The sequence below is a fragment of the Paenibacillus lupini genome (genome assembly GCF_011761355.1).
Lineage (GTDB): Bacteria > Bacillota > Bacilli > Paenibacillales > Paenibacillaceae > Pristimantibacillus > Pristimantibacillus lupini.
In genome coordinates, this window is the sequence record NZ_JAASRW010000005.1 from 581,763 (window position 1) to 603,800 (window position 22,038).

Annotated in this window: 16 protein-coding genes; 13 read left to right on the top strand and 3 right to left on the bottom strand. The window is 46.3% G+C overall.

Features of this window, described 5'->3' with window-relative positions; all coding sequences use genetic code 11:
- Positions 1 to 254: 254 nt before the first annotated feature.
- Together FHS17_RS19110 and FHS17_RS19115 are read right to left on the bottom strand one after the other, a co-directional pair.
- Complete coding sequence (locus FHS17_RS19110; protein WP_167280009.1) at positions 255 to 2,315, bottom strand: LTA synthase family protein; 2,061 nt, start codon at positions 2,313 to 2,315, stop codon at positions 255 to 257.
- 21 nt (positions 2,316 to 2,336) lie between these two features.
- Entirely contained in the window at positions 2,337 to 3,473 is a 1,137-nt protein-coding gene (locus tag FHS17_RS19115) for a THUMP domain-containing class I SAM-dependent RNA methyltransferase (RefSeq protein WP_167280010.1), read from the bottom strand.
- Between the two features lie 125 nt (positions 3,474 to 3,598).
- Between FHS17_RS19115 and FHS17_RS19120 the strand changes: the two genes are divergently transcribed.
- From FHS17_RS19120 to FHS17_RS19135, 4 genes are all read left to right on the top strand, one after another.
- Complete coding sequence (locus tag FHS17_RS19120) at positions 3,599 to 4,225, top strand: O-methyltransferase (RefSeq protein WP_167280011.1); 627 nt, start codon at positions 3,599 to 3,601, stop codon at positions 4,223 to 4,225.
- 267 nt (positions 4,226 to 4,492) lie between these two features.
- On the top strand, positions 4,493 to 5,020 hold the full coding sequence (locus tag FHS17_RS19125) for a prepilin-type N-terminal cleavage/methylation domain-containing protein (protein WP_167280012.1): 528 nt from the start codon (positions 4,493 to 4,495) through the stop codon (positions 5,018 to 5,020).
- On the top strand, positions 5,004 to 5,534 hold the full coding sequence (locus FHS17_RS19130) for a prepilin-type N-terminal cleavage/methylation domain-containing protein (protein WP_167280013.1): 531 nt from the start codon (positions 5,004 to 5,006) through the stop codon (positions 5,532 to 5,534). Before FHS17_RS19125 ends, FHS17_RS19130 begins: the two co-directional genes overlap by 17 nt.
- A gap of 12 nt (positions 5,535 to 5,546) precedes the next feature.
- Positions 5,547 to 7,298, top strand: coding sequence for a hypothetical protein (locus FHS17_RS19135; protein ID WP_167280014.1), 1,752 nt, complete (start codon positions 5,547 to 5,549; stop codon positions 7,296 to 7,298).
- Between the two features lie 150 nt (positions 7,299 to 7,448).
- Here the strand turns inward: FHS17_RS19135 and FHS17_RS19140 are convergent, their stop codons facing one another.
- Complete coding sequence (locus FHS17_RS19140) at positions 7,449 to 12,131, bottom strand: Ig-like domain-containing protein (protein WP_167280015.1); 4,683 nt, start codon at positions 12,129 to 12,131, stop codon at positions 7,449 to 7,451.
- Positions 12,132 to 12,384: 253 nt separating this feature from the next.
- Between FHS17_RS19140 and FHS17_RS19145 the strand changes: the two genes are divergently transcribed.
- The 9 genes from FHS17_RS19145 (at position 12,385) to hemH (ending at position 22,025) form a co-directional block, all read left to right on the top strand.
- Positions 12,385 to 14,049 carry a GspE/PulE family protein gene (locus tag FHS17_RS19145; protein ID WP_167280016.1) on the top strand — a complete coding sequence of 555 codons (1,665 nt, stop codon included), beginning with the start codon at positions 12,385 to 12,387 and terminating at the stop codon, positions 14,047 to 14,049.
- Positions 14,050 to 14,100: 51 nt separating this feature from the next.
- Positions 14,101 to 15,144 (top strand): type IV pilus twitching motility protein PilT, encoded by a 1,044-nt coding sequence (locus tag FHS17_RS19150; RefSeq protein WP_167280017.1) that lies wholly within the window; start codon positions 14,101 to 14,103, stop codon positions 15,142 to 15,144.
- Positions 15,144 to 16,352 carry a type II secretion system F family protein gene (locus tag FHS17_RS19155; protein WP_167280018.1) on the top strand — a complete coding sequence of 403 codons (1,209 nt, stop codon included), beginning with the start codon at positions 15,144 to 15,146 and terminating at the stop codon, positions 16,350 to 16,352. Before FHS17_RS19150 ends, FHS17_RS19155 begins: the two co-directional genes overlap by 1 nt.
- Before the next feature lie 73 nt (positions 16,353 to 16,425).
- Positions 16,426 to 16,860, top strand: coding sequence for a competence type IV pilus major pilin ComGC (locus FHS17_RS19160; protein ID WP_167280019.1), 435 nt, complete (start codon positions 16,426 to 16,428; stop codon positions 16,858 to 16,860).
- Between the two features lie 77 nt (positions 16,861 to 16,937).
- Positions 16,938 to 17,696, top strand: coding sequence for a prepilin peptidase (locus FHS17_RS19165; RefSeq protein WP_167280020.1), 759 nt, complete (start codon positions 16,938 to 16,940; stop codon positions 17,694 to 17,696).
- Between the two features lie 16 nt (positions 17,697 to 17,712).
- Positions 17,713 to 19,209: a pilus assembly protein PilM gene (pilM, locus tag FHS17_RS19170; protein WP_167280021.1), complete on the top strand. Its 1,497-nt coding sequence runs from the start codon at positions 17,713 to 17,715 to the stop codon at positions 19,207 to 19,209.
- Entirely contained in the window at positions 19,202 to 19,801 is a 600-nt protein-coding gene (locus FHS17_RS19175; RefSeq protein WP_167280022.1) for a GspMb/PilO family protein, read from the top strand. Before pilM ends, FHS17_RS19175 begins: the two co-directional genes overlap by 8 nt.
- A gap of 213 nt (positions 19,802 to 20,014) precedes the next feature.
- A complete protein-coding gene (gene hemE, locus FHS17_RS19180; protein WP_167280023.1) occupies positions 20,015 to 21,085 on the top strand; it encodes a uroporphyrinogen decarboxylase in 1,071 nt (356 codons plus the stop codon).
- Entirely contained in the window at positions 21,078 to 22,025 is a 948-nt protein-coding gene (hemH, locus tag FHS17_RS19185; RefSeq protein WP_208420453.1) for a ferrochelatase, read from the top strand. The genes hemE and hemH overlap by 8 nt, the downstream gene beginning before the upstream one ends.
- Positions 22,026 to 22,038: the final 13 nt, after the last annotated feature.

The following is a 22,038-nucleotide window of genomic DNA, read 5'->3' on the forward strand; positions in this document are numbered from 1 at the left end:
ATAGGTTTAGGGAAAGAGATTACTTCTACGTTGGATTTCGTCCAACAATATTCGGTCAAGTATGGCTGCAAATGCTAAATCGTGCGGTAATTGCTGTATGAAATCCAGTGTAGACCAAGATGCTAGGCGGGTATGCAAAATAATGTTGTATGAACTCCAGTCTGGCGTTGGTGTGGACTAGGCCAGGTAAACAAAAGGGCAGTCTAATCGGTCTGAATACCCGATTAGACTGCCCTTTGTGGTGTGACACGGCGCTACTTGCCCGCGCCGTTGGTATTGGCGGCGGTTGCATCGCCGCCGTCCGCGCTCGCCTCTACAGCGGCTGCGCGGAAGGATGCAATCAAATCGTGCTGCACGATTTGATCAGACATTGACAGCTCGGTGCGTGCGTCTTCGACCGCACCGAGGCATTTCCCTACATCGCCCAGCGCATTCGCTGCGATGTTCCAGCACTTGCCGTTCTCGGCAACCGCATCGCCGGAAGGCATGTAGTAGACGGTGCCGTCGGTGAAGGCGCCGTTACGTTGAACGACCAGCTTGCTTTGCGGCTGGCTCGTAATAAGCGGCTGACCCAGCAAGGTCATGTCAGCCGTGGAGATGCCAAGCAAGTGCAGAATCGTTGGCGTTACATCCAGCTGGCCGCCTACATTTGTATGCGTGCCGGCATATTTGCCGTCTGGCAGATGGACGATAAATGGTACTTGCTTCAAGATCATTTCCCGCTGCAAGTCGCTAAGCGGCTGCCCAAGGAATTTCTCGAACAAGCTCCAGTCCCGGATGGAATTGTCGTGATCGCCGTACATAGCGACTATCGTATTGTCCCATAGACCTTCTGCCTTCAAGCGTTCAATGAAGGTTCCAAGTGAAGCATCGACATAATGGATAGCCTGCAAATAATCACCCATAAGGGTGCCGTCCAGCTCGCCAACATTAAGCTTCTTCTCCGAATCCTGTATCGTGAACGGATAATGGCTCGACAGCGTAATAAGGAACGAGTAGAATGGCTGCTGCTGCTGAGCGATAATATCGGAAGATTGCCGGAAGAACGAAGTGTCTCCAAGCGACCAGCCGATAGGCTCGTCGATTTGGTAGTTCTTTTTACTATAGAACGTGTCGTAGCCTATATTCGCATACATCGTATTCCGGTTCCAGAAGCCGCCCTCATACGCATGGAATGCTGCAGTCGTGTAGCCGTTATTTTTAAGCGTGCCCGGCATACAGTTGTACTGATGGTTGGCGTATTGAATAAATACGGAACCACTCATCATCGGCTGCAAAGAGCAGTTGCTCAGGAAGTCCGCATCCGAAGTTCGACCTTGAGCTGTCTGATGATAAAACTGGCTGAAATAAGCACTTTCCTTCACCAGCTTATTCAGATTTGGTGTGATTTCCTGACCACCAATCGATTTGCCGATCATGAAGTTTTGGAAAGCTTCCATTTGCACCATAATAACATTGCTGCCTTTATATTCCCCAAATGTAGGATCAGATTCAAGCGATTGGCGGTTGTCACCGCGAGCTTGTGTCCAGACGAGTGCTTCCGCTGTTTCCTCAGCTGAAGCCTGCTCGGAGTCGATCCAGTGCAGCTTCGCGTAGCGGTAAACATCATAGCCGTGGAAACCCACAATCCCCGTTACGTTATAGAGCGATACATTCCACCAGTTGCCATCGAAGAGGCCTAGTGCCCATGTCTTTTTGGCCTCATTAACGTTACCGATAGACATCGTCATCCCGATAGCGAAGATCGCTGCGCTTACCGTTACTCGAATGACGATTTTTCGCCAGATCGGAGGGCGCTTGGAGGAGTATCCAAATTCTTGCGTATCCCGGCGAAGATCAGACCGGCCTTTGAAAATCACATAGACTGCAAACGGAATAATAAGCAGCCAGTCAATGGCAAGCAGAAAATCTTTCGCATGGATCAGCGTACCGATGCTTTCACCAAGCGAATCTACCTGATTCGCCTGAAGAAGTACAGGTACCGAGATGAAGTCCTGGAAATACCGGTAGTAAATCAAATCCGCATACATGATGAACGATAGCAAGATATCCAGTACGATTAAGGCAATAATTCGGCCTCGAGCAGGCAGCCAGAACGTCCAGAATGTGACGAGAGCCAGCGTACCAATGGCTACGACTGTGTCGTAGCCATCCATATCCATATTCGGGACATGAACTAATCGGTTGAACCAGAGCTGCTTTAACAACATAACAACAAAAAAGAGTAAAACGTCGACGCCCTTCAAGTGATTCAACCATTCAAGCGTTGAACGCACAAGACGGCGTGCGGCGTTATGTTCGGTATGGCTTAACATATATAGTAAAAATCCTTTCCGTTATTTCCGTGGAGGCAATGGACCAAAGAACTGATAGTAGGTACATTCGATGCGTCCGTTGAACAACTTCCGTTTTTTATCCGCTGGCTTACCAAAATAATGCTCCATACTCTTCGAAGGGGTAATGGAGAAGAATGACCATGTTGGCAAATACAGAGCAGATCGGCCGAATTGCATCATCGCCATTTCCGCATCCTTGTCATCGCCAAGCCGTTCGCCGTATGGCGGGTTTGTGATGATGACGCCATAGTCGCCTTCTGGCTTCATCTTAGCAACAGGCTGTACTTTCAGTTTAATATCTTTGGCGAAGCCTGCTTTCTTCACGGCAGCTTCAGCGATCTCAATCGCGTGTGGATCAATATCAGAACCGGCAATTTGCAATGGAATATCGTCCTTCACCAGGTCAAAAGCTTCCTCACGTGCCTCATCCCACAGCTCATGAGGAACTAGCGGCCAGCCTTCAGCGTTAAACGAACGGCGAAGTCCTGGTGCAATGTTCCAAGCCATCATTGCGGCTTCTATTAGAATAGTGCCTGAGCCGACGAATGGATCATACAGTGGCCGCTCAGGAGTCCAGCGGCTGAGATCAACAAGCGCGGCAGCCATTGTCTCACGGATTGGTGCTTCTGTCGATACTTTACGGTATCCGCGCTGATGCAGGCCAATCCCTGTCGTATCCAGCGTGACCATGGCCATGTCATTCATTAGCGTAACTTCAATGACATAGACGCCGCCGTCCTCATGGAACCACTCGGTGCCGTAGCGCTCCTTCATTTTCTCAACTACGGCTTTCTTTACGACACTTTGGCAGGCAGGAACACTTGTCAGCTGGGACTTCTGGGAGCGTCCGTTAACAGGGAACTCGCCATCCTCCGGAATCCATTCCGGCCAGTCAAGCGCTTTTGTTCCTTGGAATAGCTCTTCAAATGTAGTCGCTGGGAACTCGCCCATATTTACAAGGATGCGTCCAGCAGAGCGAAGCCACAGGTTCGTGCGGCAAATATCAATCGGCTGCCCGGTGAAACGGACGCGTCCGTTCTCCACCTGGAGGTCTGTATAGCCGAGATTTTTCAGCTCGCGGGCAACAACCGCCTCCAGCCCCATCGGCGCGGTTGCGATCAGATTAATTGTCGTCATTATTTCTATTCTCCCCTTACCTGTGAAAACTTGAGTTGTATCCACACGGTCAAAATCATACAATCAAGTATAGGACAAACAGGGTAGCTTTTACAAATTGTAAAAATAGAGAGGTTGCGAGAACATTGACAGATGAGCAATATGTAGACGGACTGTATGGCGAGGATGAGCAGCTGGTCCATACAAAAAAAGGAATTGCCGACCGCGGCATGCCGGATATCTCAATAGCAGACGGGTACGGCAGATTGCTTACAATGCTGGCAACAATGTCAGGAGCAAAGACCGCGCTGGAAATCGGTGCGCTTGGCGGCTACAGCGGGATTTGTATCGCACGAGGGCTGGCAAGCGGCGGTCTTCTTACTTCATTAGAATTGAAGGCTGAGTATGCGGAGGTTGCGAAGACGCATATGACAGAAGCGGGCTTTGGTGACTCCGTTGAATATATTGTTGGTGATGCACGTGAAAGCCTAGTGACGCTGAGAGAAGAAGGTAGAAAATTTGACTTCTTCTTTATTGATGCAGACAAAGAAGGATATCCGGTGTATCTGGAGCATGCAATTGCACTTTCTAATCCAGGAGCGATTATTATTGGTGACAACATCTTGCTGCGAGGCCGTACGACTGATCCTGCGAAGGAAGGACCGTCAGTTAAAGCGGTTCGCAGCTTTAACGAGCAGGTTGCGCGCGATGATCGCCTGATGAGCACAGTGCTCCCGGGGTATGATGGACTTGCGATTGCGATAGTGAAGTAAATGATATGCACATGGCACCAGAATGTACAGATTAATGATGCATGACATCGTTAAGAGAATTGTAGAATATACAAACCAACAGGCTGTCCCTATGTCATCTATGATGACTTTGGGGCAGCCTGTTTTTCTTGATATATAGTTCTCAAGGCTTACAAACCAATCTTAAAACTATGAAAATAGTATCAGTCTACATGGTAAAAATAGCTAGATTATAGTAAGATAGGATTAGTTACAGCAATAAAAAATGCTTGTAGATCGTAGGTGCTGATGATGAAATGGATTCGTTATGGCGCCAAGGAATCGGGTTTAACCTTGGTGGAGGTATTGGCTTCTCTCGTTGTGTTATCGGTTGTAAGCCTGGTGCTCACCTCTTTCTTCACGAACGCACTTTCATATGCGAAAGGCAATCAAAGCAAGACTGTCATGGTCAATTTGGCACGCAATGCGTTGTTCTACATGGAGAAGCAGTCTTTTGGACCGATCGAGACTTATTTTTCGAACTCATCAAATATTAGCTGCCCATTATCCGGCTGTATTGAACCAGTCAGTCAGCTTGTCGAAGATTCTTCCGTTTTACAGCAGATTTTAAATCCCAACATAAACGGCGTGCAATACACGATTTCCGTTATTTATCAAAAAGACATGCGTGACCGTATGCTCAGTAATCCAGACAAGAAAAACATGGCTGAAGAGCTGCTGCCGATTCTCGTGCGGGTAGAGAAGGCGAACGGTACGGCCAGTGCGCGTAACGCGTCGGAAGTGGAGGGGTATATCGCCAGTGAGAGAGTTCGTTAGAAGATGGCGGAGTGAAGAACGCGGTCTGACGCTGGTCGAGCTGATTGCAGCCATGACCTTACTATCTATTGCAGCGGGGATTATTTTCTCGGTAATAACCTTTGGCATAAATACATACAACCGGATTGAAACGGAAAATGCCCTTCGGGACGATGCTGATCTGCTGATGTCCTCGATAATAACGGAGCTATATTCTTATGGGCCGGATTCGATAGCTATGGATTTGGATTCGGATGGTCTTAAACTCAAGCGGGAGACAGGCAATCCGACAGATCTGATCATTTATTTTCAGGATAAGCAGCTCCATATCGGTGATAAGACGGTTGATACGAGATCGGAGGTCGGGATGCCTGATCAGGCAACTCCATCGTCGGAGACTTCCTCGATAGAGCTGCAGTGCAGTACAACCGTAACGGAATGCAGCAGCGGTCTCATTGCGATCCGGCTGGTGCTCGAGCAAAATCATAACGGTCGTAATCAGCAGCTGACTCTGGAAAGTAAATTCGGGTTTTAGGGGGGAAGTTGCATGCCAAACGACAAGGAGCGCGGCTATGCTCTAGTTATGGTCTTGTTTATGATCTTGCTGTTGACGATTCTCGGAACGGCCGTTGTCAGCTCAACGCTGGGCGGTGCAACACGTGCCGAGACTCGAGAAAATGATGTGCAAAGCCTTCATTTGGCAGAAAAAACGTTAAGCGAAGCAGCTTCTTATCTCGTTACGAAGTACGATGGGAGGGAGGATATCTCTCCGGGGGAGCTCTCGCAGCTGATACAAAACGGCATTAATGAGTTGGAATCGCAGACGACAAGTACAAGCTTGCCGGAAGCTAGCGGGAAAATTACGAAAATCACGACGGAACAAGTGATCGTTGGCGATCAGATAAGCTATAAGCTGAATATGACAGCTGAGGCAGAGGTTAACCGTGTAACAAGGCGTCTTACTCAGCAGATTACGATAGGGGCGTATCCTGATTTTCTAAATTATGCCTTTGGATCGGAGAACGATGTTATTATTAACGGAGCTGCTTATGGGCTTGGCAACATTTATGCCGGTCATGAGTTTCTTATTGATAACACGGCTAAATATGTTTATAACAATGATCCCGATAAAACAAAAGAAACGAAATATCCTTATTTTGTTGGCGATATTTTTATTCAGAATAAGGATTCGATTAAAGTCTGGGATAAGGTCAGCGGCAAATACCAGCCTTATTCCCTGATAAATATGACTTTGCAGCAACTTCTTGGGGTGGATAACAGCCGGCTTCAGCTTCGCGATCAGCAAAAGTTTATGTCCATTAACGTAGCAGAGTCCTTTATTGATAAGGCAGAGGAAGCAACAAAGGTCGACCGCGATACAATTAAATCCGCAGTAGATTATGCCGTAGATCCGGCGCACATCGGAGAGTCGGGCAGGTTTGACAAGTTAGCGGCTGTTCTGAAGAACGGGAGTGGAGTCACGACCACAATGGGTTCACCGCCGAAACCAACTTTGCCTACCGATTTGGACGATACCAAACTAATGGATGATTATAACAAAGCTTTAGAGGATTATGATGCGTATTTTGTGCAGTTTAACTCATTATCTAATACAGTGCTGTACAACGGAAACCTGGCCTTAGATGGACTTGACTATAAAAGCTTGATTTATACCGATAATGCAAAGAAGAACCAACATAAATGGCTGATTGTAAATGGAGATTTGATGATTTCGAATTACTCCAGCGATCCGCTTGTCGTAAAGGCCAACATTTTGGTAACGGGCAATGTCTTTATCAGCGACCAGTTGAAGGTGGATTCAACAATCTTTACGCTTGGCAGCACAACGATTGAAGACGCGCAAATTCAAGGCATACAATCCAATGGTGAACGTCAGCAACTGATCCTTATTTCAGATGGACCGGTATTAGTTAATAAGGTTGATTCTTTCATAAATTTCGGCAAGTATGATCCTAGCAAGACTAACATTCTAGATGCTTTCTTTTATACCGATGAAGATGCGGAGCTTTACGGCGTAGGTTCAATCTTCTGGTTACGTGGAGGCTTCTTCTCGAAGGGTAATCTAACCATTAACGCCGTGCTTGGTAATGCTTCTGCAGGAGGTTCAGATATTATTTTTGATGCTAGGCCGCAAAGCTCTCTTACAAAAGAAGACTCACGGTTTATTGTCAACTATGACTATAATTTCTTTGCGAATCAGTACGAAGGCTTGCCGCGCGTTAAGAAGTTGAGTGTCATTGTAGGAAAAAAACAGCTTGTACAGTCTACGACTTCTTAGTACTTTCAATAAAAATGCCTCGTTCCCTTTTGTAGGAACGGGGCATTGTTGTTTTTTTAGTAACGCAATTACTTCGGATTTATACTAACGTAAAACTAAAAAAGAAGCTGTTCCATTGCCAATGGCATCTGGAACAGCGAACTTTTACTATTAGTATTTCTCACCGCTTGATTTTCTTTCCACGATAATTGTGGTCTCTGCGTAGATAGTAGGATCATTTCTGTAAGTAACTCTGACCACCACAGTTCCGGTCTTCACACCAGATACACGGCCGGTGCTAGGGTCTACAGTAGCGATTGACGAGTTGCTCGTCGTCCATTGTAAATCCGCCTTAATATTGATTTTGCCAACTGCAGGACTGGAGGCAAGGGCTGCAAACAGATCTTTGGATGTGCCGACCTGGATCCGATAAGATTTCTCCAGCTGCAATCTAACCGATTTGACAGTTACTTCTGCTTCTGAAGTAAAAATCTTACCGCTCTTCGTGCGTATTGTAACTTTTATTTTTGCTTTTCCTGCTTTTTTGCCGGTGAAAGTCACAGAATTGCTTGTAGTTGAGCCTTTCGTTGCAGCCTGTCCCGTACTGTCTGTAGATGTCCAACTATAAGAAGCTATTTCATCTCCAGGTATGGTTTGTATGGCGACAGAAAAAGTTCCATCTGTTCCGAGTTCAATTGTAGTAGGACCCGAAATGACGGGAACGGGATCAATAACTGTAATGGTCGCTGTACCCTTCACTCCGCTGCCGTCTTGGGCTTGTAAGGTAATCGTAGCTACTCCAGCACCAACGGCAGTTACAAGTCCGGAGTTATCAACGGTTGCTACATTTGAATTGCTGCTCGGCAGCCAAGTAATCGATTTATCGGTTGCGTCTGTTGGACTTATGACAGGCTCCAACTTATAAGTAGAGCCCACCAGCATCGTTGTACCGGTCATCGTAATGGAAGTTACCGGTTTAATAACTTTAATGACCGCTGAGCCTTGGACTCCGCTGCCATCCTGAGCTTGTACGGTAATTGTAGTTTCACCAAGACCAACAGCGGTAACAAGTCCGGTGTTGCTTACGGTAGCTACGCTTGGCTTGCTGCTTGACAGCCAAGTAACAGCCTTATTTGTTGCGTCAGTCGGACTTACGACAGGATTAAGCTGGTAGGTGGAGCCAACTAGCATCGTTGTACCGCTCATAGTAATCGAAGTTACCGGAGTAGGTTTATTAACTGTAATAACTGCAGTACCCGTTACTCCGCTTCCATCCTGAGCTAGTACGGTAATCGTAGCTGTTCCAACATCAACAGCTGTCACAAGTCCTGAGCTGTTTACCGTAGCTACGCTTGAGTTGCTGCTTGGCAGCCAAGCAATCGATTTGTCGGTTGCATCAGTTGGATTTACAACAGGACTAAGCTGATAGGTAGAGCCAATAAGCAAGGTGGTTCCTGTCATCGCAATTGAAGTTACTTTTTTATACACGGTCATTGTTATATCTTTCGTGTAAGTGTGGTTCTGGTCCGTAGCAACAGCAAGATGGACGGTAGCTGTTCCTACGTTTCTCCCAGTGACGGTGGCCGTGCTGCTTGTTGTCCCGGTTAAGCTTATGTTGTTAGTGCCTGTTGTTACACTCCATTGATAGCTTGTTATTCTCTCATAATCAGCCGTATACAGGTTCGCGGTCAAGCTAATCGAATCTCCTGTTGCGACTCGGTTCTGACCTACAATATTTAGTCCCGGAACAATGGCCGTAACGGCTGCTGTTGCAGTTAATCCGCTGCCATCAGTTGCTCTTGCTGTAATGCGTGCTGTTCCCGCTGCTATGCCTTTTATGATGCCGGTGTTGTCGACGGTTACAAGGTCTGTTCGGTCGGATTCCCAAATGAGCGCCGAACCGTAAGTTGCATTAAGCGGTGCAATAGTTGGAATCATTTTCCGGCTGTCGCCGACAAGCAAAGTTGAATCGGTTAAGCTAAGTGATGTCAGTCTTGTTACGGCTTCAAGAATGTAACCTGGGAATGTTAAGGATCTTGCAGTTTGCTGGCCAATATCGTTAAACGTAAGGACGGCATTCTGAAGCGGGTACAAGCCGTCAACCGTTGGCTTAACGCCAATCTGGAACGAAACAGGTACTGCTATGTAATTACTGCCGTTTAAGGTATACGTAATTTGGTTAAGTGTTCCAGAAACCGTGTAGCCGGTTGCTGCTGAGCCGCTACTTGTCCACCCTACAGGCAGGCTAGTGATTTCTAATTTGGCCGGCAAAATTTCACTAAATTTAATATTCGAAATTTTCATCTGTTCTGCGGACAAAGCTCCGCTTGATGCAATTGGTTTTGGAGTAATGGTATAAGTGAACGTAGCAGTTGTATTGGTTTGTACCCGGTTATCCTTAACGTTGCTAGATACCGTCCTGCTCAAATCAATATTGGACTCTACTTTAACGATTTTTACATTTATCGTTTTGCTAACGATTGCACCGCTTTTATCTATGGCAGTAATATCAATTTTCAGATCGCCACCGTTAGGAAGAGGATTGGCAATCTGTTTATTAATCGTCCCGCCGGCAAGCACTGTCTCGTTTTTTAACACATGATCAGTATTGCCGTTATAAGTGAAGTCGACAGATGTCTTCAGCTCGCGATCTCCAAGGTCAAAGTCATCCACCTGATAGTTCAGCAGAATGTTCTGATACGACGGAACGAAGTTGTTGCTTGTTGAGCTGTATTCAACAGGTGAGTTAACTGTCAGTTGAGGAGCATGGTTAGATCCTAGATAAGCCCGGTACATCGTATTGACAAAGAGCTGCTGCTCCCAATCCGGGAAGCGGCTGTTCGTGTGTCCGGAGCCTGAGTAAGTTACATTTCCTTTTGAATACGTATAGTAGGAGTTCCAGCTGTCCCCGGATGTACGTTTGCCACCGCTCATGTTATACCAAGGAATTACGGTGGGATCTTCCAGATTCAGCGTGTAATACTGATTATGAGTTGTAGCAACTTTAGTTGAGTTGCTCAGCAGGAAAGGGAATTGGGTCAATAAGCCATTGTTTACCTTTTCTGTAGTAGTTGAAGATTCAGGAGCTCCAAGACCAAGATCAGTCCGAGGAGCGATCTGGCCAGTTATGGTTTGGAATTGATTCAGCCAATTCCGGCTGTTCGAGTTGCTGCTGTTATAAATCGTATCATGCGTGAACATGACGCTTTGTCCTGTATTTATATATGTAATTACAGCCGCCGCGGCACTATCGTTAATAGGTGCATTGTTGTTATAAATATCGCCAAAACCAAAAATCAGCATATCGTATTTGCCGTTTAAAGTTTGGTAGCCAGTGCTGTTAAAAGTATTCATATTCATAGTATCGATGCTGATACTGTAAGAGTCTTTTGTGTTCCCGGTTGTTGGTACAAGATACGATGAACTCAAATTATTTGTATCCTTCAGTGAACTAGCACTACTGTCATTAGGCATGACTTGTAGGACTTTAATATTGATTTTCTGATCCTGGAAACGGTACACCCCCGAAGTGTAATCCTTCAGCTTAGTATTGAAATCTACTGTCTCAAGCCGCCAGTATTGGATGCCTGAATAACCTTTCGGCAGCGTGTAAGAGATCGTTCCGCTTGAGCTGTCTGCTTGTTTGGTTGCAACGATTTGTTCGGCACCAAACGGCAAGGCGCTGTCGGTACTGATGTACAGATTGACTTCAATATTCTTAGTGCTGATATCGCCTACATTATCGATCGTGTACCCGAAGCTAATGGTGTCGCCAGCTTTATATTGATTAGCTTGGTTGGCGGTATAGTCATTTGGCTTGCTGGTAACCGTTAATTGCGGTCTGATGTTTGCTTTCTCGAGTAAATTAGTCTTGCTCATGAAGTTATCCGCGGTCGAGATATTGGAGGAATCAACGAAAACAACGCTCGTGGTGCTTTGCTGCGACTTATAAGGAAGGAAATTCTTTTTCAGCAATGCTTTGTTAGTCGAACTTAAATCGGCTTGATATTCAATGCCGTTTGAAGTGCCCGAATCATTGTAGAAGATAACCGGAAGCCCTTTGGTAATAAAATCATTCGTAATCTCAGTGGCCTTTAGCTGTGTGATGTCGTTCTGAATGCTGCTGGTGTTATGGTTGTTGCTCTGGTTGGAGCTGCCTTGAGTTTGCGTGCCCAGCAAGGACATATTGTAAGTGCCTTTGCCAATGTATACCGCATCATATTTACCGTCCAGATCATCCCGTGAGGCTACAAATTCTTTCATGCTGTATGTATCAATAGTAATTGAGATAGGGGAGCCGCTTCCGATGATTGTAGAGAGATCCGATGTTCCGGATTCGGTCACCTCGAGAATGCGTATGGAACTGCGATATGAAGTGAGCTTGAACTTCAGCGAGCTATCGCTGAGACGCAAATTATTATCTTTAGTAGAAATATACCGGTCCTTACTTTTGGATTTTAAATAGATGGTACCATCCGAATTAGATGTGATTGTAAATTTCTGATTATCATTGGTATTGGAATCGCTGCTTGCGGTTAGTGATTTGTTGTTTTCGCTGCTAGCTGTTATGTATTTCCCCGTATTATTCGACTTCAAAGAGTAATAGCTGCCAGACTTCTCTATGACAAAAAGTTCCTCTTTCCAGACATCATTCGAGTCGACGACAGGCGTTGTGCTGTTCGAAGTTACCCTCGCATATTTCCCTCCTAAAGATTTCAGTGTCACAAGTCCCAGATCAAACGTGTCTGCCGCTTCGGCTTGTCTTGCAGGAAAGCCTATAAATGCGAATACCGATGCAAGGAGAGTAACGACTAAGGTAATGGAAATTTTTTTCTGAAAACTCACCGATTTCATAGTTCTATCCTCCTATTTTTACATTCTATATACATAGTTCTTCATGCCTAAAATACTTCTTGAAATCTAGTAATTATGCGCTATAATCAGTTTAAGTCAGAGGGTCTATAGATGCAATACGCAATATATTAAATATTGCCAAAAATGGTGCTGTGGTCTAAAACCCTGGGTACATAGGACCCTGCTTTGATAGATTTTTTATATCGCGTTTATATCTAGTAGTGAAGATATAAGAGAATGGGGCTGTTAAGAGATGGTGGCTATTAAGAAGAGACTAGGAGATTTATTGGTCGAAAGCGCCATAATATCCGAAGAACAGCTGCAAAAGGCGCTGCAAGAGCAGGGCAAATCGAAGCAAAAGCTTGGCGATTTACTTATCGCACAAGGCTACATAACTGAGCAGCAGCTCATTGAAGTTCTGGAATTCCAGCTTGGGATTCCGCATGTCAGTCTGTACAAATACCAGATTGATCCGGAAATTACCCAGATTATCCCCGAAAGCATGGCCAAGCGTTATCAGGCAATCCCGCTGCACAAAGACGGCGGCAAACTGATGGTTGCAATGGCAGACCCACTTGACTACTTCGCGATTGAAGAACTTCGCATGAGTACAGGCTTCCGAATCGAACCGGCTATTTCCAGTAAAGACGAATTGCAACGGGCGATTGCAAGACATTACGGCTTGCAGGACTCGATGAGTCAGATGATGATCGAGCTTCCGACACAGGAAGAAATCCGCGAGACCGAGATCACTGATGAAGATTCCCCCGTTGTACGTCTCGTTAATCAGATGATCCAACAGGCCGTTCAGCTTAGAGCTTCAGATATTCACGTTGACCCGGGCGAGACAAGCGTCATGATCCGTTATCGGATTGACGGTGTGCTTCGTACCGAACGTGCGATTCCAAAACAGATGCAAGGTTTTATTACAGCAAGACTTAAGATTATGTCCAAATTGAACATCGCCGAACGAAGGCTGCCGCAGGACGGACGGATGAAGATGCAGTTCGAATTCAAGACGGTGGATATCCGTGTCTCATCTTTGCCTACGATTCACGGCGAGAAGATTGTTCTCCGTCTTCTTGATCTAAGCACTGGGGTAAAAGCGGTTGATCAGCTTGGCTTTAATAACCACAATGTTCAGGTGTTTAAAGAAATGATTGAACGGCCTTATGGGATTCTTCTCATTACGGGGCCGACAGGCAGCGGCAAAACAACTACCTTATATTCTGCGCTAAGCCATCTGAATGAAGAGGACACCAACATTATTACCGTCGAAGACCCGGTAGAGTATCAACTGGACGGCATAAACCAGGTGCAGGTCAACCCATCTATCGGACTATCGTTTGCTACTGGCCTGCGGTCAATTTTGCGCCAGGATCCAAACGTTGTCATGGTCGGCGAGATCCGAGATACGGAGACGGCGGAAATTGCCATCCGCGCTTCGTTGACCGGTCACTTGGTATTATCTACATTGCATACGAATGATTCCGTTAGCTCGATTACAAGGTTCCGGGATATGGGGGTTGAGCCTTATCTCATCGCTTCCTCTCTAATTGGTGTTGTTGCACAGCGTCTTGTACGACGCATATGTAATGACTGTAAGGAAGCGCATGAACCTACAGATCAGGAAAAGCTATTCCTTAGAAGCAGGGGGATTCAAGCGGATAAACTGTTCCAGGGCAGAGGCTGTGGTAATTGCGGAAGCACAGGTTATCGCGGAAGGGTTGCTATTCATGAGGTTCTACATATCAATAACGAGATTCGCGAGTTAATTACGTTAACCGGTTCATTAAGCGAACTTCGCGAGGCAGCAGCCAAGCAGGGAATGATTCAGCTGATGGATGACGGACTGGAGAAAGTAACGCGCGGTATTACGACATTGCAAGAAGTTCTCCGCGAAACCGTGGCTAATTAAACCCATGCTTTCGTAGTGAAATTTACTTCGTAGATTTTTAGGAGGACCGCTATGCAGAATGAACAAATTTTTAGTTGGCTGCAAGAAGCCTATGAGCGGCGGGCATCGGATCTTCATTTATCGGTAGGGAATGTCCCGGCATTTCGGATTAATGGTGAGCTCCGCAAAATCGGAGATACTCCAATTGCCGCACAAGCTGCAGAATCGATGGCCATAAGTCTAATGACAAGTGAACAGGCAGAGAAGCTCCGTTTGGCAGGAGAGGTTGATTTCTCGATTGCGTTACCCGGCTGCTGTCGCTTCCGGATCAATGTCTACAAGCAAAGAGGATTTATAAGCCTCGCTGCGAGGATCGTTCCATCGCAGATCCCGACCTTTGAGCAGCTTCAATTACCAGCATCACTTGTATCATTAGCGGATAAACATCAAGGACTTATCTTAGTGACAGGTCCAACCGGAAGCGGGAAAACATCAACGCTAGCCGCGCTAATCGATCATATTAACCGAACACAAGCAAAACATATTGTAACACTTGAGGATCCGATTGAATTTTTACATACGAGCCAGAACTCCATAATTGATCAAAGGGAAGTTGGTCAGGATACACGAAGCTTCTCGAATGGCCTCAGAGCAGCACTCCGGCAGGACCCGGACGTGATTCTGGTAGGGGAAATGCGAGATTTGGAGACGATATCAGCGGCTATAACAGCAGCGGAAACAGGTCATCTTGTGCTGGCAACTCTTCATACATCCGATGCACCTCAGACGATTGACCGTATTATTGACGCATTCCCGACAGACCAGCAAGGACAGATTCGGACACAGCTAGCATCTGTTCTTGTCACTATCGTTGCGCAAAGACTGATTCCAAGGATGGCTGCAGACGGCCGGGCTTGCGCAACTGAAATTTTGATGAACACATCTGCCGTTGCGAACCTGATTCGGACAGATAAGGTGCATCAGATCAGAAGCGTCCTGCAGACAAGCCGTGCCCTCGGCATGCATACGCTGGATATGTCCGTGAAGGAACTTCTTCATTCCGGAATCATTCATCAAGGCACCGCTAAGCCATATTTGGCGGAAGGAGGCCTCTAATGCCGCAATTTGCTTATCATGTCAAAACCAGCGGCGGCAAGCAGCTGCAAGGAAAGCTGAGCTCCATGGACAAATCCTCGGCGGTAGAGGAGCTTCGCAAGCGCGGATTAATTGTAATGTCCGTTCAGGAAATCCGCAAAAGCGTGCTTTCCACCGAAATTTACATTGGCAATCCGGTTAAGAGCATTCACTTTATTATTTTTTGCCGTCAATTCTCAACGTTGATACGGGCTGGGGTAACGATTGTAGAGGCAACAAACATCCTGGCCGAGCAGACGGAAAGCAAGCCGCTCAAGAAAGCATTAGTAGAAGTCAGCTCAGCACTTCTGAGGGGGATTCCGTTATCACAAGCTGTTCAGGAGCATAAGCGGATTTTTCCTCCATTGTTTGTCAGCATGATCAGAGCAGGCGAGGAGACTGGCGACCTGGAAGGTACGCTGGACCGATTAGCTCTGTTTTTTGAAAAAGCGCACACGACGAAAGAGAAAATTAAGTCTGCCATGACTTATCCAATTGTTGTTGGCTTTATGTCTATTGCTGCGGTTATCTATTTGCTGCAGGGCGTTGTCCCGCAGTTCGTGACGATGTTTGAGTCCTTTGATACGGAGCTTCCAGCCATCACAAAGATTGTTTTGGCTCTAAGTAAAAGCCTGTCTCACCAATGGTATTTCTGGATCATAGGTCTCGTTGTGCTCCTATTGGCTTACCAGATTTACAAGCGCACAGAGCAGGGCAGTTATGTACTGGATTATGCCAAGCTCAAAATGCCGGTCTTTGGCAAGCTGGCGCAAAAGGGGGCGATTGCCCAAATGTCGAGGACATTATCGTCTCTTTATGCAAGCTCAGTGCCCGTACTCCAATCCCTGACAATTGTGGAGGAGGTGGTAGGCAATAAAGTAATCGGCGGATACATACGGAAGTCAGGAGAATCGCTAAGGCAAGGTAATTCCTTATCCGAGCCATTCAAGAAAGCATGGGTGTTCCCGCCTCTTGTGACGCAGATGATTGCGGTAGGCGAAGAGACCGGTTCGCTTGATCAGATGTTGGCTAAGATTGCGGACTTTTATGAGATGGATGTCGACAATACGGTCGACCGTCTGAAGTCGTTGATCGAGCCGCTGCTGATCGTCTTTTTGGCAGGTATAGTTGGATTAATCGTTATGGCGATTATTTTACCGATGTTCACCTTATATTCCAGTGTCCAGTAGCAGTAAGTCCAAGGGGTTCCAAAGCAAGACAACATAGAAGAGACAAAAAAACCATTATTAGGAGGAAACCAATATGTTGAAGAAAGTAATGAAACGTCTAAAAAAAGAAGAAAAAGGCTTTACGCTGATCGAGCTCCTCGCCGTTATTGTTATCCTCGCTGTGATTGCTGTCATTGCGGTTCCGTTGATTGGTAAAATCATTGACAATACGAAGAAAGATTCGGATGTTGCGACTGCACGTCAAGTATATGATGCGGCTAGACTTTATGTTACAGGTGAAAATAATGGCAGCTTTGGAACGAACGGTATTACTGTTACTTTTGCACAACTTGTATCAAAAGGGTACATCGCAGGAGATACGGTTCTGCCAAGTACTAAGGATGATATCGACCAGGACGCAGCTAAATCTTTTGTAACTTTTGATAAAGATGGAAAATTGACAGCGATAGAATTAAATGACAAGTCTATTACAGTTGCTGAAGTTCAGGATGGAAAGGCAGCTCGATAATTTAACAAAACGATGTACCTGGAATCTGAATCTAGCTGGTTCCAGGTACAACCTTCTACTAGAAAGCGAACCCGCCTATGCCCCTATTTCTCACGATCTATCTATTTTTAGTAGGAATGATTTTAGGCTCCTTTTATAACGTGGTTGGGCTGAGGATTCCGATTAAGCTGTCTGTTGTATCCCCGCCTTCTCAATGTCCGAAATGCGGGAACCGGTTGAAGCCTCGTGATTTGATACCCGTTGCAAGCTATTTACTGTCCCGTGGCCGCTGCCGCCAGTGTGGCAATAAGATTTCAGCCGTCTATCCACTGGGAGAGCTGGCTACCGGTTTGTTGTTCGTCTGGATGTACATAACAACCTTCGGAAACAGCTGGAATACGGTAATAGGGCTGCTGCTCGTCAGCATGTCCATCATTCTTACCGTCTCCGATTTGAAATATATGCTTTTGCCTAACCGTATTTTGCTTGCGTTTGCACCTTTCTTTATCGTTCTTATCCTCCTGTTCCCAACTGGTTCAGTATGGATGCATGTATGGGGAGCAGTTGCTGGCGGCGGCGTTTTACTGCTGGTTGTGATCCTATCAAAAGGCGGAATGGGGCTTGGTGACGTTAAGCTGTTGTTACTGCTGGGATGGATTCTTGGGCTGCCCCATTTGATACCAGCCTTTATTATCGCTTGCTTCCTAGGAAGTGTTGTGGGGGGCATGTTGATGTTGTTTAAAGTCGTCAAAAGAAAGCAACCCATCCCGTTTGGTCCCTTTTTGCTGCTTGGAGCTTTGTTGTCCTTTGCTTATGGCGATGCAATGATTGATTTTTACCGTTCAATTCTAATGTAGTGGGAAGTGATGAAGAATGCTCGACAGCAGCAAACGTGTTGGTCTAACGATCGATCATGGCGGAGTGCGTTACGCGAGGGTAAGGAAAAGGAAAAAGGGCTGGGAGATCGAAAAAACTGGCTTCCTGCCATTCGCTGATGGAGTCATTCTTGAGGATCAGTTCACGAACATGGATGAGCTTCGTTCCAGTCTTAAAGATTGGGTGAAGAAGGAGAAGCTTGCTGGCACGGCCGTTACGCTGTCCATTCCAACCTCACAGATTATTATCCGGAAGCTGCAGGTCGGCACAGTCAATCCGAAGGAGCTGAATCAGCTTATTCATCTGGAAGTGGAGACGGCTCTGCATCTTCCGTTTGAAGATCCGGTCTATGATTATATTGCTGCGGGATCTGCAGAGCAGTCCACGGATGTGCTAGTCTACGCTTCACCACAGAGATGGATTAAACAGAGCATTGACCTGCTCGAAAGCGTTGGCTTGAAGGTGAAATTCGCCGAGCTTGCTTCAACCGCGTTTGCCCGGGCAATTCAGGCGCAATATAAGGATTCGCTCGATAATACGATGCTGATCCATCTGGATAAAGCGAATGTCGAAGTGTATATGTTCCATCAGGGACATCCTGTCTTTATGCGGGTCATTAATGAATATGATTACAGCGGCGCTTCAGATGGAACGTTTACTCCCGAGCTGATCAGCAGTATTAATGCCGAGATAGCGAGATTGCTGAGCTTTTACCAATATAGCATATACGAAGGAAAAGATCGGATTGTTCAGGCGATTATTGCAGGTGAATTAGCTGGTAGAACGCAACTCGCCGCCGAATTGCAGCAGGTTCAGCCGGATATGAGAGTGGAGACCGTTGAGCTCGAGTCGCCTCTCCGTAAACGAGTGCGCAGGAAACTGGACGAATATATGATTCCTTTTGGCCTTGCCATTCGGGACAAGACAAGTCAAGGGATTAACCTGATGCCGGAGAAGGCTCGGAAAACAAAGCAAATTCCGGCCAAGCTATTAATTGCAGGAATCGTATGGCTGTTATGTCTCGGAGCTATTCTTGCTCTGAATACGAATAATAGGCTTCAAATCTCAGATTACAAGCATACGCTGCAGGTATTGAAGGATCAGACTGCCTTGCTTGAGAAACAGGTGACCACCCAGCAGGCAGAAGGACAGGTGGATGCCGATCCGCAAGCAGTAGTCCAATATATTGATGAGAACCGGCAGGATGCCGTTGCCGTGCTTAATGAATTAACAAGTCAACTGCCTTACGGTTCGCGGCTTACGAATATTGAATACAACAAACCCGGTGTTATTGCGCTCACTTTCAAAAGTCAGGATCTAACCGCTTTGTCTACCTATTTGACAAGTCTGCGTGCAATGTCATTTGTAGGCTCCGTGCAGTTGCAATCGTTTGCCGATAACGGCGGCGTATGGTTTGGCAGCTATGAAATTCATTGGAAATCCGAAGGAGCAGACAAGCAGGCTGAGACAGGAGGGACGGACTCAAATGGATAATTCCAAAAATCGCTCGGTTGGCCTTATTGTGATGATGCTGCTCTTTCTTGTGCTTCTACTTTTGTATGTCGTTCTACTACAGCCTACGAATTCTGAGCTGTCAGATCAGAAGGTGCAGGTTAAGGACACTGGGCTTCAGCTAAATGTGCTTCAAGCCAGCGTGGAGAAGAAGGAGGAAGGAAGCGATCTCCCTGAGCAGGACATTCAAGAGGCGCTCCCGCTATGGGATAACTCGGAACAGCTTGTGATTAGTTTCAAAACGTTAAGCCAGCAGACCGGTGCGAAGGTGAACAGCGCTACTATTGATTTGCCGGGAGACAACAAGCTGAACACCTTAATAGACAGTGCGGATCCAGTATATCCAACTGTAAAGGAAATCAATGTCCACGTCTCTCTGATTGGCACTCATGCTCAAGTAACGAGTTTGATGGATAAGTTGGAGCAGCAAAAGCGGCTTATTGTTGTCAATTCTTTTACCATACAGCAGACTGACAGCGGATTAGATACGGCTGAGCTCGCTTTCACGGCTTATTTTGACCCATCCTATCAACCCATGCTGAAAAATCCGATTTTACCGGAAACAGCAAAATAAAGTATAAAGTTCAATCACTAAGATCGGTGTACACATCCTTCTGGATGGAAGCATCTGGTCTTTTTTATTTCCAATTTTCATCGGGTCTTCATGCAGGAAAAGTTCGATTGTCATACTATTGTCATAGGAAACAAAGGGAGAGCGGTTGTTAGGGGTAACGAAAACGGGCATAATGGAAATTAGTGAAAAAATACAGAAAAGAGGAACGGCATAATGAGCTATAACGACCGTTTCATTCGGGCATGCCGGAAGGAACTTGTAGACCGTGTACCCGTATGGTACATGCGTCAAGCAGGACGTTATGATCCTGAATATCGCAAAATTAAAGAGAAATATTCGCTCCTTGAAATTTGCAAGCAGCCTGAGCTTGCGGCAGAAGTAACGATGATGCCAGTACGCAAGCTTGGCGTAGATGCGGCTATTTTATATTCTGATATTATGAATCCAGTTGCTTCAATTGGTATCGATTTCGATATTGTTGCTAATATTGGGCCTGTCATTGCGAATCCGATTCGGACAGCGGCTGATGTTGAGCGATTAAAGCCAATTGATGTGGAAGGTGATCTTGGCCATGTGCTGGAGACGATCCGTATCTTGGACAAAGAGCTTGAAGTTCCACTAATTACGTTCGCAGGTGCGCCATTTACCATTGCCAGTTACTTGATTGAAGGCAAGCCTTCGAAAAACTATCTGCGTACCAAAGCACTGATGTACAGCGAACCAAAAGTATGGTTCAGCCTTATGGACAAGCTTGGTGATATGGTTATCGCTTATTTGCGCGCCCATATGGCTAATGGAGGTAAAGCATTCCAGCTGTTCGACAGCTGGGTAGGAGCGCTTACTCCTGCTGACTTCCGCATATTTGTATTACCGACGATTGAGAGAATTTTCGCAGAGCTGTCGGATTTGCCGCAGCCGAAAATTTATTTCCCTGGCGTAAGCTCAGGAGAATTGCTTCCTGAACTTCACAATCTGCAGGCAGATGTAATTGGACTTGACTGGCGTGTATCGATTCCGGAAGGCCGCCGCCGTCTAGGCGGTAAGTATGCCGTACAAGGCAACTTGGATCCGGTCATCTTAACCGCACCAATGAGTGTGATTGAATCGTACGCTGCTGAAATTATTGATCAAGGTATTGAACAGCCTGGATTCATATTTAACCTGGGTCATGGCTTGTTCCCTGAAGCATCAATAGAGAAATTAACAGAATTAACGGCATTCATTCACTCCTATTCGGAGAAAGCTATTGCAGCGCGAGAGGGGAAAGAAACGAGCCATGTCTGATATCCATAACAAGATTGGTGTCCTTGTCATGTCTTATGGCACACCACAAAGCCTTGATGATGTTGAAACTTACTATACACATATCCGCCGTGGCCATGCGCCAACACCGGAGCAGTTGAAAGAGCTGACAGACCGCTATGAAGCGATTGTTGGCGGCGTGTTCCCACTGCGTGAGAATACGAACGGGCAAGTGGCAGGCTTGCAGGATAAGCTGGAGCAGCTGGCACCTGGTCAATATGTTTGTTACCAAGGCCTCAAGCATGCGGTTCCTTATATCGAAGACGGTGTAGAGCAAATGGCCCGTGATGGTATTAAAGAAGCAGTAGGTATTGTACTTGCACCTCATTATTCCGTAATGAGCGTAGGTTCGTATATCAAACGTGCGCAGGAAAAAGCAGACGAACTTGGCATCAAGATGTCGTTCGTCAAAGAATATCATCTTCATCCTAAGCTGCTTCAAGCGCTTAGTGAACGTGTAACAGACGGCTTGAGCCGTCTCGCGCAATCTTCCGGTGATGCTAAGCCTGTAAAAGTATTATTCAGCGCACATAGCCTTCCGGAGAAAATCCGCGAAATGGGCGATCCGTACGAGCAGCAGCTGCTGGAAACATCTGCAGCGGTAGCTAAGCTGTCCAATGTGGATGAGTCCACTTGGCAGTTTACTTGGCAAAGCGCTGGCCGTACAAGAGAGCCTTGGCTTGGTCCAGACATTTTGGATACGTTGAAGACACTTGCCGAGGAAGGCGTTAAGGCCGTCCTTGTTGCACCTGTTGGATTTGTGTCTGATCATCTCGAAGTGCTGTATGACCTGGATCTTGAAGCAAAGCAGGCGGCGAGCGAGATTGGGATTACCTTGGAACGTATTACGATGTTGAATAAAGACCCACTCTATATGGAAACGTTAGCGGAATCGGTGATGAATGCCGGTTCTTTGGAATAGTGAAAGGATGAAG

Coding starts and splice junctions, on each gene's coding strand:
- FHS17_RS19165 (WP_167280020.1), top strand. CDS start 16,938: ATGCCCCTATTTCTCACGATCTATCTATTTTTAGTAGGAATGATTTTA.
- hemE (WP_167280023.1), top strand. CDS start 20,015: ATGAGCTATAACGACCGTTTCATTCGGGCATGCCGGAAGGAACTTGTA.
- FHS17_RS19145 (WP_167280016.1), top strand. CDS start 12,385: ATGGTGGCTATTAAGAAGAGACTAGGAGATTTATTGGTCGAAAGCGCC.
- FHS17_RS19125 (WP_167280012.1), top strand. CDS start 4,493: ATGATGAAATGGATTCGTTATGGCGCCAAGGAATCGGGTTTAACCTTG.
- FHS17_RS19110 (WP_167280009.1), bottom strand. CDS start 2,315: ATGTTAAGCCATACCGAACATAACGCCGCACGCCGTCTTGTGCGTTCA.
- FHS17_RS19150 (WP_167280017.1), top strand. CDS start 14,101: ATGCAGAATGAACAAATTTTTAGTTGGCTGCAAGAAGCCTATGAGCGG.
- FHS17_RS19140 (WP_167280015.1), bottom strand. CDS start 12,131: ATGAAATCGGTGAGTTTTCAGAAAAAAATTTCCATTACCTTAGTCGTT.
- hemH (WP_208420453.1), top strand. CDS start 21,078: ATGTCTGATATCCATAACAAGATTGGTGTCCTTGTCATGTCTTATGGC.
- FHS17_RS19160 (WP_167280019.1), top strand. CDS start 16,426: ATGTTGAAGAAAGTAATGAAACGTCTAAAAAAAGAAGAAAAAGGCTTT.
- FHS17_RS19175 (WP_167280022.1), top strand. CDS start 19,202: ATGGATAATTCCAAAAATCGCTCGGTTGGCCTTATTGTGATGATGCTG.
- FHS17_RS19115 (WP_167280010.1), bottom strand. CDS start 3,473: ATGACGACAATTAATCTGATCGCAACCGCGCCGATGGGGCTGGAGGCG.
- pilM (WP_167280021.1), top strand. CDS start 17,713: ATGCTCGACAGCAGCAAACGTGTTGGTCTAACGATCGATCATGGCGGA.
- FHS17_RS19135 (WP_167280014.1), top strand. CDS start 5,547: ATGCCAAACGACAAGGAGCGCGGCTATGCTCTAGTTATGGTCTTGTTT.
- FHS17_RS19155 (WP_167280018.1), top strand. CDS start 15,144: ATGCCGCAATTTGCTTATCATGTCAAAACCAGCGGCGGCAAGCAGCTG.